This window comes from Embleya sp. NPDC008237 (assembly GCF_042956465.1).
Classification (GTDB): Bacteria; Actinomycetota; Actinomycetes; order Streptomycetales; family Streptomycetaceae; genus Embleya.
The window spans coordinates 17,334-31,269 of record NZ_JBIBGL010000018.1; the positions used below are offsets into that span (position 1 = coordinate 17,334).

Sequence of the window (13,936 nt, forward strand, 5' to 3'; positions counted from 1 at the left end):
GGTGTCGGTTCATGGACGACGTACAGCGGCTGCCGGCCCACGAACAGATCCGTCAACTCGCCGCGCGCTACGCGCTGGCCCTGGACAGCCGGGACCTGGACGCGCTGTGCGGGCTGTTCGTGCCCGACGTGCGGGTGAGTCGGGAAGAGCACGGACGCGCCGCACTGCGGGTTGCGTTCGCGGCCCAACTGGCCCCGCTGGGGGTGACCATCCTCAATGTCGGCACGCACGTGATCGATCTGCTGGACGCGGACCACGCGACCGGACACGTGTATTGCAAGGCCGAGATCCAGGAGGGGCCGCGCTGGTTGCACCAGGCGATCCTGTACCGCGACGTGTACGAACGGCGGGACGGCGTGTGGTACTTCGCCCGTCGCAGGCACGACCTGTGGTACGGCGCGAACGTCGGTGCGAACCCCGCGGGGCTGCCGCCGGCGAACTGGCCGGAGCGCTCCTTCGGTTCGGGCACGGTGCCCGCCATCTGGGAGACCTGGCGGGAATTCCATCGATCCTCGGACGAGCCGGGCGGATCGGGTTCCGTCGGCGTTTGACGGGGCAGGCGAGGAGCAACCGGTTACTCGGCGGCGGGCCGCTCGACTCGACTCGGCGACCGACCGCCGACTCGGCGGCGGACTGCCCACTCGGCGGCAGGAAGGTCGGCCATGGCGCGCGACAGGCTTCCGGACGGCGCGAGGAACGCGGCCGCGCGTACCGGCGTGCTCTTGGCGCTGACCATCGTCGCGGCGATGGTCGCACTGCTCGGCGTCTGGGCGCACACCTGGTTCTGGGTGTGGGCCATGCTCTTCGTCGGCCTGGGCATGCTCGGCATGGCGTGGAGCGCGCTGGAGATCCTGATCGCGCTCCAGGTGGCCGAGGAGCAGCACGACCGGGACCGCGGCGTCTACCAGGTCCGGCCGGTCGAGATGCGTGCCCGGCGGCGCACCGGCCGCTGATCGGGGCATAGCGGTTCCGGCAGGACAGGGGCGGGGCGCGGCACCGGGATCGGCGCCGCGCCCCGCGGGGTGTTTGCGGTCAGGGGACGATGCGCTCGACCGCGGCCGGACCCTGTTCGGCCAGCCGACGGCGGGCCTCCTCGATGTTCTTCTCGGTCAGATCCTTGCCCTCCGCAAGCACCAGGTCCTCCGGGTCGACGGGCGTCTCGGCGCCACTGCGCAGGTCCATCCGGGGCCGGTCGCCCTCGGGGATCTCGTTCACGGGAATGCGCTCGTCACTCATCTGGCCGTCCTTCGCTCGGGACTGGGTCGGTGCCCCCGCACCGACCCCGACTACCCGTTGCGTCGGGAGTGGGAACCCCGCGCCGAACTTTTTATACAAACGTCCTAGACAGCTGTCTTATACGCTCGTACAGTTCCTGCCATGACCTCCACCACGGCCAAGGCCGGCCGCAAGGAATGGATCGCCCTGACGGTCCTGCTCCTCCCGCTCCTGCTCGTGTCGATGGACATGGGCGTGCTGTACTTCGCGCTTCCGTTCATCAGCGAGGACCTCGAACCCACGGCTCCGCAGCAGTTGTGGATGATGGACGTCTACGGCTTCCTGCTCGCGGGCCTGCTGATCACGATGGGCGCGCTCGGCGACCGGATCGGGCGGCGCCGGTTGTTGCTGATCGGTGCGGCGGCCTTCGGGGCCACCTCGGTGGCCGCGGCCTTCGCGAACAGTGCCGAGATGCTGATCGCCACCCGCGCGTTGCTCGGCGTGGCCGGCGCCACGCTGATGCCCTCGACGCTGGCGCTGATCCGGAACATGTTCCACGACCCGGCCCAGCGGCGGACCGCGATCGGGGTGTGGACCGCCGCCCTGACCGCGGGCGCCACCCTGGGCCCGGTGGCCGGCGGCCTGCTGCTCGACCACTTCTGGTGGGGCTCGGCGTTCCTGCTCAACGTTCCCGCGATGGTGCTGCTGCTCGCGGTCGGCCCGTTCCTGCTCCCGGAGTTCAAGGACGCCGCCGCCGGTCGACTGGACCTGATCAGCGCCGGCCTCTCGCTGGTGGCGGTGCTCGCCGTGATCTACGGGATCAAGGAGATCGCGGCCGAGGGTGTTGCCCCGCGCTATTTGATCGCCATCGTGGTCGGCCTGGTCGTGGGCTTCCTCTTCGTCCGCCGCCAGCGCACCATCGCGGACCCGCTGATCGACCTCGAACTGTTTCGCGATCGGGCCTACAGCGCCTCGATCGCGGTCAACGTGATCGCGAGCATCGCCATGCTGGGCTCCGCGCTGTTCAACACGCAGTACATGCAACTCGTACTCGGCATGCGACCGTTGGAAGCGGCGCTGTGGTCGCTGACGGTGATGCCCGGGATCATGGTCGCGCTCACCGTGTCCGGCATCCTGGCCAAGCGGGTGCGGCCCGGATTCCTGATCGGCGCGGGGCTGCTCCTGGCGGTGGCCGGCTTCCTGGTGATGAGTTCGGCCCGACCGGACTCGCCGCTCGTGCTGGTCCTGGTCGGTGCGGGTCTGGTGGCCGCCGGGGTGTTGATCGCGACCACGCTCACCGCCGAGATGATCCTGACCGCGGCGCCGCCGGAGCGTGCCGGTGCGGCGGGGGCCACCTCGGAGACCGGCAGTGAACTCGGCGGGGCGCTGGGCATCGCGATCCTGGGCAGCGTCGCGGACGCGGTGTACGGGCGGGACATGCGGGACGCGACCGTGCGGGGAGTGCCCGCCGACGCGATGCACGCGGCGAACGACACGCTGGCGGCGGCGAGCGCGACGGCCGGGCGGATCTCGGGTGGGGCCGGTGAGCAACTCCTGGACACCGCGCGGAACGCCTTCACACACGGCATGCAGTACGCCACCCTGGGCGGCGCGGTCCTGCTGACGCTGGCCGCGGTCGTCGCCACCGTCCTGCTGCGCGGGGTACCGGTCGCCGCCGATGCGGAGGCCCGGGCGAAGTCGGAGGCCGAGGCGGGGATGGCGGCGGCGCCGGACGAGCCGCAGCCGCGGATCGAGACGGGCGAGCGGATCCGGACCGAGACCGGGACGGGCGCGCGGGCGCAGCCCGCCGGGCTTGCCGCCGCGGGCGGCGACGAGCCGGTCCGCACCCGGCGCTGACCGGGCGTCCGTCCACACCGTCCGTGGTGGAGGCGGGCTGGAGGCGGGCGATCCGAGACACCCGAAGGCGACCCCGCGAGGGGTCGCCTTTGTGGTGAATGCGGGGAATGCCGAACGGATGAAAGCCAATAGCGGGCAGGCAACCGGATAAACGAGCCCGATCAGGTCGAATCGGCATCGACTCTCACCATTTCGAGCACCGTGTTACGCCGAAAGCCTTTGCCCACAGGTTTTCCACAGGATGTGGATCTTCCTTGTGGAAGATCAGCGCGCTGCCCGGCTCCGGCTGTGGATAAACGTCTCCAGTTCGAGGTTTTCGGCGTCCGAAAAGACCCGGTCCGGAATGGTCATCGCCTGGGTGGGGCCGAACTCGAAGATCCATTGGGCGTCCACCCGGCGCACCTTGCGGAAGGTGTCCCACGGGGTCGTGCTGCGACTGCCGCCGAGCGTGGTCGTGAACTCCTCGTCGGTCAGCGTGACCTCACACGGCACGCCGTGCATGTGTTTGTTCTGCCGAGCGGCCTGGATCGGCGCCCAGAACCGCAGCGCGAGCATCGCCCCACCGAAACCGAGGAACGCGAGCGGCCACAACACGGTCGTACCGGACAGCAGCGCCTTCGTCACCAGGACGACGCCCAGCACCGAGAGCACCGCCCCGGCCCCGAGCAGGCCCCGGAAGAGACCACGCCGAAAGGCGAGCACGCCCTCCGCGATATCGGCCTCGGTCGGGACGTAGGTGGTCGAGATATGCACCCGGCCATGGTCGCACGCGGCCCGCCCGAGCCGGCTACGGCTACGGCTCCCGCGGTTCCGTGGGGGTCGCCTCGGGCGGTGGTGGTTGTGGGGTGTCGCCGGGGCGGGCGTACCACGCGGGCGGGCCCAGCGGTCCGGGCTGCGCGGGCACGCCGCCGGCGGCCGACGCCGGGGGCGGACCCCACGGCGCGCCGGATTGGCCGGGCGGACCGCTCCACGCCCCGTTGGCCGCGTGCCGAGGCGGCTCCCACGGCGCGGGCACGCCGTAGGGCGGCGGAGGCCCCCAGGCGGGATGCGCCTCCGGATGCCGACCCGGCGGCAGCCACCCGGGCGGCGGGCCGAACGCGGCCGTGCCCGGCGGTGGCGCCCAGCCGGTCGGTGCCCCGTACGGCGCGGCCGCGTAGGGCGCTGCCCCGTACGGCGCGGCCCCGTACGGCGCCGTACCCGGCGGGCCGAACGGCATCATCCCCGGCGCCCACCCGGGCGGCGGCTTGATGTAGCGCCACCTCGGCGAGGGCATCGTGTGGTCGATCACCCGGCTCAGGATCGGCTTCGCGGCCCAGACCCGATCCAGCAGCTCGCGCTCCTGCTCCGGGTACTCCGGGGCCGGACCCTTGCGCGAGCGGCTCGCCCGCCGGCGCAGTTCGGCGAGCAGCGTGGCGTCCGCCTGATACGCGCGCAGTCGCGCCGCCCCGGCCGGGCCGAGCATGGCCTTCGCGGTCCGCAGCGCGCGCGAGCGGTCGGCCATCGAGGACAGCAGCAGCGGCTCGTGCGGTCGGAACCAGCCCGCCGCGACGTATCCCGGCAACTCGTCCTCGACCGCGCGCAACTGGTCCCGGCGCACGATCACCACGTACCAGACGAGCCCGCCCAGGATCGGCATCATGACCAGGAAATACACCCCGAGGAAGGCAAGCCCCTGGGTGGCCGAGCCGTTCCAGGCCGCATGCAGCCCGACCGCGCACACGTAGCCGCCGAGCGGGAGCAGGATCCGCGCCGGTCGGGAGCGGACCGCCAGTGAGAGGCCGAAGCCGAGGCCGATCATCGAGGTGAACAGGGGGTGGGCGAACGGCGACATGATGCCGCGGGCGATGAAGGTGCCCCACGTGGTGCCCAACCCGTCGCCGCTGTCCTCGCTCGCGGCGAACTCGCGGCCGAAGTACAGGATGTTCTCGGTGAACGCGAAACCCGCCGCGCTGACCGCCGCCGGAATCAGTCCGTCCAGGACGCCGCGGAAGTTCTGCCGGATGGTCAGGAACAGGAGCAGGACCGCGAGTCCCTTGACGCACTCCTCGACCACGGGCGCCACGATGGTCAGCCCCAGCAGCTCGGCGTCCTCTTCCCCCTTGAGGTCCATCAGCTTGTCGAAGGACCAGCTGTTCGCGAGCAGCGCCACGAGCGCACCCGCACACGAACCCCACGCGAACGCGAAGAGCAGGCTCTTCCACGGCAAGGGCCGCACCCGACCCAGCCACACGATCGCGCTCACCACCAGCGGAGCGGGCACCAGCGCCAACAACGCGCCGACGAGCAGCCCCTGCACGCCGATGGTGTCGCCGAGCATGACCGCAACCGTGACGGCACAGCCGAGCAGCGCGGTGACGAGCACGGTTATTCGCGCGGTCTGGTTCGCCGCGAGCGTGCGCAGCCGCGACTTCTCGACCGGTCCGGGCTCGTACAGGGCGAACTCGTACGCGGCCCGGTCCGGGGGGACCGGACCGGCCGGCGCGTCGGGTCCTTGCGATGCGTCCATATGGGGTGACGATAACGCCGCGCGGCGGCGCGGTGCCCCTCTCTCGGGTCGGCTGTGACGTGGTCGGTATCGGTGGTCCGACCGGGGTCGGTACGCGCCGCCGGATCGCGGAAGGGGCCGGGTTCGAGCCGGTGCCCGGCTCAGCGGCGCCGGAAGAGCAGATCCGCGACCTCGTGGCCCTTGTCGAGCCCCTGCTGTTCGAAGCGGGTGACCGGCCGCCAGCTCGGTCGGGGAGCGTAGCCGTCGACGGTGTTGACCAGTTCGGGCTCGCCGGAGAGCACTTCGAGCATCCATTCCGCGTAGTGCGCCCAGTCGGTCGCGCAGTGCAGGATCCCGCCCGGCGCCAGACGCGAGGCGGCCAGCGCGGCGAAGCCGGGCTGGATCAGCCGGCGCTTGTGGTGCCGGGTCTTGGGCCACGGGTCGGAGAAGAAGACCCGGATGCCCGCGAGGCAGGCCGGCGGCAACATGTCCCGAAGCAATTCGATCGCGTCGCCGTTGGCCACCCGTATGTTCGTCAGGCCGCGGCGCTCGGCGTCGTGCAGCAGGCTGCCCTGGCCCGGGGTGTGCACGTCGATGGCGAGCACGTTGGTGCCCGGGTCGGCCTCGGCCATCGCCGCCGTCGCCTCGCCCATGCCGAAGCCGATCTCCAGCACCACCGGGCGGTCGTCGCCGAACAGCTCGCCCAGGTCGAGCCGACGGTCCGCGACGTCGAACCCCCAGCGCTCCCACAGCCGATCCAGCGCGTCGCGCTGGGCGAGGGTGACCCGGCCGCGCCGCGGAGTGAAGCTGCGCACGGTCGCGAGATGACGGATCGGGCGATCGGTGATCGGGACGCCGGAGGCGGTCGAGGCGCCGGGAAGAGGGGACACAAGACAAGGATTTTACGGCGAATCCGGGGGACGGCCGATCGTCGGGGGCACCCCGGGCATCGGCGGCGGCGGGCCCGACGGACCGGGCAGCGTCGCTCCGACGGGCACGTGCGGTGCCCACGGCGGGCCCGGCGGCGCTGCCGGGCGCAGCCGGAACACCGCCCAGAACAGCACCGACGCGACCAGGAAGGCACCGAAGAGCCACGCCGCGCGCAACCACATCCCCCGGGTGGCCCCGGTGCTCACCCCGGTCGGGTCGAGCAGCGTGAGCAGGAACAGGAACACCGCGACCGCGTACACCGCCGCCCAGCCCCAGCGGCTCCACCGCCACAGCAGGTGGCCGTCCAGAAAGCGCACCGGCAACAGGCCGAAGACCAGGCCGATCACCGCGGCGACATAGGTCTGGGTGAGCACGTTCTCGGCCAGCACCCAGCCGAAGGCCGGATTGTCGTCGCCGGCGAGCACGTGTTCGACCGGGATGCGCCACACCCAGGCGCTCAGGCCCACCCCGGCCAGCGTCCACGCCCCCAGCGCGGTGGCCCGCCCGTCCTCGCGCGCGGAGATCCGGCGCAGGCCGGCATGCGTGAAGGCGAGGAACAGGCCGTAGACGTAGCCCGGCACCAGGTGCGCGAGCCGGGAGCCGGTGCCCAGCAGCAGGGCGACCACCAGGGCACCGGGGATCAGCTGCGGGAAGGCGCGGACCCGCGAGACGTGCCGGCGGTACGCCTCGGACACGCCCGCGTAGGCGAGCACGGTGAGCGGGACCGCGATCAGCAGGGACAGGGCGAGCGCGGACGTGCTCGTGTCCAGGGCCACGTTCGGTTCGACCGCGACCGTGCCCAGCGCCGACAACAGGACGAAGGCGAGTACCTGGAGCCGCGGCGCCCGGGGCAGCGAACGCGGTCGGGCCGCGCCCGGTCGCAGCCGGCGACGGATGCGACCCCGGTTCTCCTCCACGGTCTTGTTGAACAGCTCGGCGGCGAAACCCACCAGCGGGAGGGCGAGCACGGCGCCGACGCCCGCGCCGGCGAGCGGCGCGGGGTGGTCGAGCAGGTCGCCGGGGGAGGGCAGGCCGCGCGCGGACTCGGCGCGGTCGGCGGCCCCGCTGGGCACGGCCCGGGCCGGCTGCCGGGTGGGCAGCACGGTGAACGCGAGCCGCACGCTGCCGTCCAGGCGTTCGGTGGCGCACGCCGCGGTCAGTTCGGCCGGCCCCTCGGGCAACCCGGCGGGCACGGTCAGCTCGGCGTCGACCCCACCGTCCGGGCCGACCGGGACCCGGGCCAGCTCCCGGTCGCCGCGGCGGATCGCCAGCTCGGCGGGCGTGGCGCCGGTCGCCGCGGCGCAACCGGTGAAACCGGATCCGGTCGCACGGATCCGGTCGCCGCCGCCGGCCCGCGCGGTGGAGAGGCCGAACGCGACGGGCGGGAGCGTGAGTTCGGCATCGAGGACGACGCCGGCGTCCACCACGCCGAACTCGGCGGAATCGGACAGGCAGGACACGGTGATCCGGTGTGCGCCGCGGGTGGGAGTCTGCGGGACGTGCAGGCGCAGCGGCTGGTACTCGATCAGCGCCTGCGGCCCGTTCGGCTCGGCCGGGGCGTAGAACGTGGTGACGAAGCGGCCGTCCCAGAAGAGTCCGCCGCTGTGCGTCGCGGTGGCCGGCCCGCAGCGCAGGTTCGTCCAGACGGTGACGAAGCCGTCGGGTGTGGGCCGGGCCGGTTCGAGCACCAGCCGTCGGCTCGCCAGGTTCGCCGGCGGCGGACCCGGGGCCGGGAAGCCGTCCGGGTTGCCCGGCTCGGCCTGCGGATAGTCGAACGTGGTCTGGGCCATCGGTGCCGGGAACACCTCTCGGCCCCGGTTCGTGCACACCGTGCGGAAGCCCTGGACACCGACGTAGACGGGTGGGTCCAGGGTGAAGCGCACGGTGAAGCCGTGGTCCTGCGCGGGGTCGATCGGTACGTCCGCCGCGATCAACCGGTCGGTGCCCAGCACGTTCGTGCGCAACCGCGCGTCGTACCCGATCACGTCCACCCGACCGGTGGGACATCCGGTGTGCCCGGAGCCCCGGAGCGTGACCGCGTCGCCGGGACGCAGCTGTCCGCCCGGCGAGATCACCAGCCGGGCGCCCGGGGTGTCGGCGCGGGCGGGCGCGAACCCGCCGAGCAGCCCGCACACCACGAGCACGGCTGCGCCCACGAACAGGGCCCGCAGTACAGCGGGATTGATGGCCACGACAGTCCCCCGATCGGCCGGTCCGCGACCATGATCGCGCAAGGGCTCGGCGGTCGGCCAGAGCCCCTGGGGCGCGCCTTCACCTCGCCGAGCACCACGACGCCCGCACCGCGCCCGCCGCCCCCCGGCGAACCGCCGGACACGGCCTAGGCGCGGGGTTCTCCGGCACGCCCAGGCACGGCACCGGACGCCGCGGCGTCCGATGCGGGGTTGAAGGCGCTCCCCAGCCGCTCCGCGACCCGAGCCGCGATCTCGTCGCCGATCGGCAGCGACGCGGTCGCGGCGGGCGAGGGCGCGTTCAGCACGTGGATCGTGCGCGGGCCGCCGGTGATCAGGAAGTCGTCGACGAGTTCGCCGTCGGGGCGGACGGCCTGTGCGCGCACTCCCGCCGGGGCTCGGACCAGGTCGTTCGCGGTGACCTCGGGGAGAAGCCGCTGCACCTCGCGCACCATCGCGGGTTTGGCCACCGAGCGCAACAACTCGCCCGCGCCGTACCGCCAGTGCCGGCGCGCGATGTGCCACAGGCCCGGGTAGGCCAGGGTCGAGGCCAGCTCGCGCGGCGCGATCCGCGACCACGAGTAGCCCTCGCGACGCAGCGCCAGGACCGCGTTCGGCCCCACGTGCACGTCGCCGTGGATGCCCCGGGTCAGGTGCACGCCCAGGAACGGGAAGGCCGGATCGGGCACCGGGTAGACCAGCCCGTGCACCAGCCCGCGGCGCGAGGGCACCAGTTCGTGGTACTCGCCGCGGAACGGCACGATCCGCACCGGCGGCGGATCGCCCGCCAGCGCGGCGATCCGATCGCTGTACAGCCCCGCGCAGTTGACCAGGACCCGCCCGCGCAACTCGCCGAGCCGGGTCTGCACGACCACCTCGTCCGGGTGCACGGCGAGGTCGACGACTTCCGCACCGGTGCGCAGCGCGACGCCGCGCTCGTGCAGCAGGTCGACCAGGGTCCGGCACACGTCGGCGTAGTCGACGATGCCGGTGGAGGCCACGTGCAGGCCGCCGACCGACAACATGTGCGGCTCGCGTTCGCGAACCTGCTCGGTGGTCAGCTCGGTGACCGGCACGCCGTTCGCCAGGCCGCGCTCGAACAGCGTGCGCAGTCGCGGGAGTTCATGCACGCTGGTGGCGACCACGAGCTTCCCGGGGACATCGTGCGGGATGTCGTGCCGGGCGCAGAATTCGGTCATCCGACGCGCACCCTCGACGGCGAAGCGGGCCTTGAGGCTGCCCGGCCGGTAGTACAGGCCGGAGTGGATCACCCCCGAGTTGCGGCCGGTCTGGTGGACCGCCCAGGAGGTCTCCTTCTCGACCACGGCAACGGTGCGCCTGGGGTCGCGTTCGGTGAGCGCGTATGCGGTGGCCAGACCGACGATCCCGCCGCCGATCACCACCACGTCGTAGGTCAACGTCATGAGCACACCTCCGTCCGGCCTCGGACCCACCCTAGGCTGCCCGACCCGGGCCCGGGACGGGCTTGCCCGAGGGTGTCCGCCGTCACCGGCCGCGGCGCCACCTGGCCGGGGACCACCACGCGGTGGATGTGGCCGGTGCCGGGTCGGGCTCGGGCGTGGGCTCGGGGACCGAGACCGGGATCGGGGCCGGGTGCACGGGCGGAGCGAGCGCGGGTGCGGGCTCGGGCGAAGGTGTCGGCGGCGTGGGAGCCGGTGCCGGGGTCGGGACCGGCCGGGGGGAGGGGGCCGGCCAGGGGGCGCCGCCGTGGATCGGGCGGTCGGGGGTGAAGGCGACCGGCAGTGTGGCGAGGGCGCGGATCCAGGGGGAGGCGCGCCAGGTGAGCGCGTCCTGGGAAACGGCCAGGTGCAGGTCGGGCAGCCGGTCGAGCAGCGTGTCCACGGCGGTCTTGGCGATCAGGCGTGCGTGGTCCTGGGCGGGACACATGTGCGGGCCGCCGCCCCAGGCCAAGTGGGCCCGGTTCCCGGTCAGTTCGGTGCCCGCCGTGCGGACCGCGGGGTCGGCGTTGGCGGCCGCGATGCCCAGGAGCAGGAAGTCGCCGCCGCGGATCAGGGTGCCGCCGAGCAGGGTGTCCCCGGTGGCCCAGCGGCCGGCCGCGTTCTGCATCGGTGGGTCCTGCCACAACACCTCGTCGAGTGCGTCGTCGGTGGTGCGGCGGCCGCCGGTGAGGGACGCGTGCAGGGTGTGGTCGGTCAGCAGGATGCGCAGCGCGTTGCCGATCCAGTTGGCGGTGGGCTCGGTCGGGGTGATCACGAGCAGGTCCTCGATCACCTCGGCGTCGGTCAGCCCGGCGGGATGCCCGATCATCCAGGACGTGACGTCCGCGCCCGGCGTGATCCGCTTGGCCGCGACCAGGTCGGTCATCATGCGGTGGAAGGCCGCCTGATGCGCGAGCGCCTCCGGGCCGCCGTCGAACATTCCGTTGATCGCCCGGACCAGGTCCGGTCCGTCCGGAGCGGACATGCCGACCATCCGGCCCATCGCCAACAGCGGCAGGCGCTGCGCGTACTCGGTGAGCAGGTCGGCCTCGCCGCGGGTGACGAACGTGTCGATCAGCGAATCGGCCATGTGCTCGATCTCGCCGCGCAGCGCCCGCCGATCGACCCGGCCCAGGCTCTGTGCGACGGCCGCGCTGCGCCTTCGGTGTTCGGGGCCGTCGGCGCACAGGACGGAGGGGCGGTACTCGACCATCGGCGACAGCGGCCAATCGGCCGGGACCAAGCCCTCGTTCCGGTCGCGCCACAATCGCGAGTCGTGCGAGAACCGGTCCGGATCGCGCAGCACGGCCAGGAGTTCGGCGTAACCCAGGACCAGCCACGCCCGCACGCCGCCGTCCAGCACGACCGGCGCCACCGGGCCGTGCCGTTCGCGCAGTTCGCGGTACAACCCGGCCGGGTCGGTCTCGAAACGTGGGCCGGACAGGGCCACGAACGGGCAGCCGGATCTCTCGGTCATCTCAGGACACATCCCGCTCTGCCGCTGCCACGGCTGTCGCCGGCGCACGTCGGCCCGCCCCGGTGGGCGACCCGCCCCTTCTACGGCCCGGAACCATATCGTGCCCGCGGCCGTCTGCCACCGGTGCGAATCGGACACGAACCGCCTTTTCCCGTAGGGGAATCGATTACCGGCCCGGGTCTCCGGCCCGGCTGCCCGGTCCTCGCTCCCCGCGGGCCCCGTCCCCGGTCTCCCGCGGCCGGTCCGGCCGGCCGTCGCGGTAATTGGTCGTGGGCGCGGTCGCGATGGCGTACAGTTGGGTCTACCGACGCGGGGTGGAGCAGCTCGGTAGCTCGCTGGGCTCATAACCCAGAGGTCGCAGGTTCAAATCCTGTCCCCGCTACTTGGATCACGGGCCCGACATGAAAATGTCGGGCCTGTGGCGTTTCCGGTGGCATCCACCGAGGTCGTTCGCCGGGCCGAGGACGGTCCGGTGCGGCTCAGACGGTGATCCCGCCGACCAGCCGGGCGCGTTCGGTGAAGTCCTTGACCGCGCGCACGTCGGCGTACGGCTTGAGGCCGATCATCAGATCGTTGAGGTAGGCCGCGTTGCGCGACGAGTGCACCCGGTCCGCGATCTCCAGCGCCTGCCGGCCGGTCGCGCAGGCCGACTCGACCTCGCCCGCGCGCAACTCCGCCTGCGCACCCACGGCCAGCCGCAGTCCGTGCGAGCGCTGGTACGCCTCGCCGCGCAGGCCCGCGAGCGCCTGCACGGTGAAGTAGCGGGTGCGCTCGGGCACGCCCAGGTCGCGATAGCACTCGGCGCCGTCCGCACACAGCCGGTCCCACGTGAAGAAGTCGATCCACTCCGGGTCGGCGTCGCCCGGGCGGGCCCGCTCCAGGTGTGCCTCGGCCGCGTTGAGCGCGCGCCCGCAGCCCACCGCGTCGCCGGCGCGGGCCTGGGCGCGCGCCTCGACCAGGTGCAGGAAGCCGGTCACCCGGGAGGTCGCGATGCCCTTGTTGCGCTCGATGGCGGCCTGGGCCAGGTCGACCGCGATGTCGGGGTTGCCGCGGTAGGTCGCCTGCAGGCTCATCGACGCGAGCACGTAGCCGCCGAGCGGTACGTCCGCCGCCGCGCGGGCCAGCCGCAGGGCCTGGATGTAGTAGCGCTGCGCGACCTCGTGTTGACCGGTGTCGAAGGCCATCCACCCGGCCAGCCGGGAGAGTTCGGCCGTGGCGCCGAACAGCCTGCGGCCCACGTCGTCGTGGTAGCTGCCGCGCAGCAGCGGGGTCGCGTCGCAGCGCAGACACTCCGGCACCATCGACGCCCGCCAGTCGCCGCCGCCGTACTTGCTGTCCCAGCGCCGGGCCTCCTCGGCCGCCTCGCGCAGCTTGGTCACATCGCTGTGTCCCACGTGCGGCCCGGTGCCGCGGTGCTCGGCGCGGGCGTCCGCGGGGGTGATCAACCAGCGGGCCATCGGCGTGCCGTAGGCGGTGACGGCGAACGTCCCGGCGAGCAACTCGCGTCGATTCACGTGGTCGTGCCTCCACAGGTCGGTGGCGGTGCGAACTGCCTCCCCGACATCGCGTGGGAAGGCCAGACCGAGATCGGGATCCACCGGCCGACTGTCGTCCAGGCCGATCTCCTCCAGCGGCACCGGGCGGCCGAGGCGTTCCGCGAGCACGGCCGCGATCAGGTGCGGCACGGGGCCCTGTGGAGTCATCCCCTTGCCCACCCAGCGGGCCACGGAGGTCTTGTCGTAACGGAGCGAGAGTCCGCGCCGGGCGCCCAGATCGTTGACCCGGCGGGCGAGTCCGGCATTGCTGACCCCGGCGACGCCGAGCAACTCGCCGAGCCGGCCGTTGGGTCCGCGCTCGCGCGGGGGCCGGGGACGGGTGTCGGCGGGCTCCGCAGGCCCCTGGTCGGGGTAGGCGTGGAGGGTGGAGGGGCGCTCGGGGGACGCCCGGTCGGCGCCGGCCGGGGAGTCGCCGAAGGAGCCGTCGGACCCGGCGCCGACGCCTCCGCTCACTACCCCCGGATCGGGAACCTCCCGGCCCCCGTCATCGGGGCCCGAACGCCCCGACTGATCCTGCTTGGGACTGCCGCGCATAGTTTGCCCCCAAAGGCAACCCTCCGTCCGCCTCAGCGTAACCGGACCGGCCACCCGCGGTAAGGGAGATATTCGCCAATCCCGGGTGTCTCGCGACCCGATTCCACGCGTCGTTCCCGGTCGCGGCCGCTGCCGGGCAACCCTTGGCCAAGCCATCGCCAAGGCCGGGTCGCAATCATTGACAGAACGTACTTGACGCCGCGTCAGTACGCAGGCACGGTCAAAAGGCACCA

11 protein-coding genes and 1 tRNA gene are annotated in these 13,936 nt (G+C 72.9%); 4 read left to right on the top strand and 8 right to left on the bottom strand.

Annotated elements, in window-relative coordinates; all coding sequences use genetic code 11:
• Positions 1-11 precede the first annotated feature (11 nt).
• Both ACFZBU_RS36720 and ACFZBU_RS36725 read left to right on the top strand, forming a co-directional pair.
• Positions 12-551 (top strand): nuclear transport factor 2 family protein, encoded by a 540-nt coding sequence (locus ACFZBU_RS36720; protein ID WP_391588079.1) that lies wholly within the window; start codon positions 12-14, stop codon positions 549-551.
• 111 nt (positions 552-662) lie between these two features.
• The gene (locus tag ACFZBU_RS36725; RefSeq protein ID WP_391588080.1) at positions 663-953 is read left to right on the top strand and encodes a hypothetical protein; all 291 of its coding nucleotides are present in this window, start codon (positions 663-665) and stop codon (positions 951-953) included.
• Between the two features lie 79 nt (positions 954-1,032).
• On the opposite strand, the gene ACFZBU_RS36730 is transcribed toward ACFZBU_RS36725, so the two are convergent.
• The gene (locus ACFZBU_RS36730; protein WP_391588081.1) at positions 1,033-1,236 is read right to left on the bottom strand and encodes a hypothetical protein; all 204 of its coding nucleotides are present in this window, start codon (positions 1,234-1,236) and stop codon (positions 1,033-1,035) included.
• Positions 1,237-1,377: 141 nt separating this feature from the next.
• Between ACFZBU_RS36730 and ACFZBU_RS36735 the strand changes: the two genes are divergently transcribed.
• Positions 1,378-3,072, top strand: coding sequence for an MFS transporter (locus ACFZBU_RS36735; RefSeq protein ID WP_391588082.1), 1,695 nt, complete (start codon positions 1,378-1,380; stop codon positions 3,070-3,072).
• 264 nt (positions 3,073-3,336) lie between these two features.
• Here ACFZBU_RS36735 and ACFZBU_RS36740 read toward each other — a convergent pair whose 3' ends face one another.
• The 6 genes from ACFZBU_RS36740 to ACFZBU_RS36765 all read right to left on the bottom strand — a co-directional run bounded on the left by ACFZBU_RS36740 (position 3,337) and on the right by ACFZBU_RS36765 (position 11,613).
• A complete protein-coding gene (locus tag ACFZBU_RS36740; protein ID WP_391588083.1) occupies positions 3,337-3,825 on the bottom strand; it encodes a YcxB family protein in 489 nt (162 codons plus the stop codon).
• Positions 3,826-3,865: 40 nt separating this feature from the next.
• Positions 3,866-5,578 carry a PrsW family glutamic-type intramembrane protease gene (locus ACFZBU_RS36745; RefSeq protein WP_391588084.1) on the bottom strand — a complete coding sequence of 571 codons (1,713 nt, stop codon included), beginning with the start codon at positions 5,576-5,578 and terminating at the stop codon, positions 3,866-3,868.
• A gap of 140 nt (positions 5,579-5,718) precedes the next feature.
• Entirely contained in the window at positions 5,719-6,405 is a 687-nt protein-coding gene (gene trmB / locus ACFZBU_RS36750) for a tRNA (guanosine(46)-N7)-methyltransferase TrmB (RefSeq protein WP_391588271.1), read from the bottom strand.
• Positions 6,406-6,459: 54 nt separating this feature from the next.
• On the bottom strand, positions 6,460-8,679 hold the full coding sequence (locus ACFZBU_RS36755; protein ID WP_391588085.1) for an FGLLP motif-containing membrane protein: 2,220 nt from the start codon (positions 8,677-8,679) through the stop codon (positions 6,460-6,462).
• 146 nt (positions 8,680-8,825) lie between these two features.
• Positions 8,826-10,100: an L-2-hydroxyglutarate oxidase gene (gene lhgO / locus ACFZBU_RS36760; RefSeq protein ID WP_391588086.1), complete on the bottom strand. Its 1,275-nt coding sequence runs from the start codon at positions 10,098-10,100 to the stop codon at positions 8,826-8,828.
• 82 nt (positions 10,101-10,182) lie between these two features.
• Entirely contained in the window at positions 10,183-11,613 is a 1,431-nt protein-coding gene (locus ACFZBU_RS36765) for a cytochrome P450 (RefSeq protein WP_391588087.1), read from the bottom strand.
• 308 nt (positions 11,614-11,921) lie between these two features.
• On the opposite strand from ACFZBU_RS36765, the gene ACFZBU_RS36770 reads away from it, so the two are divergent.
• Positions 11,922-11,995: transfer RNA gene (locus ACFZBU_RS36770), tRNA-Met, on the top strand.
• Between the two features lie 97 nt (positions 11,996-12,092).
• Here the strand turns inward: ACFZBU_RS36770 and ACFZBU_RS36775 are convergent.
• Positions 12,093-13,439: an MFS transporter gene (locus ACFZBU_RS36775; protein ID WP_391588272.1), complete on the bottom strand. Its 1,347-nt coding sequence runs from the start codon at positions 13,437-13,439 to the stop codon at positions 12,093-12,095.
• Positions 13,440-13,936: the final 497 nt, after the last annotated feature.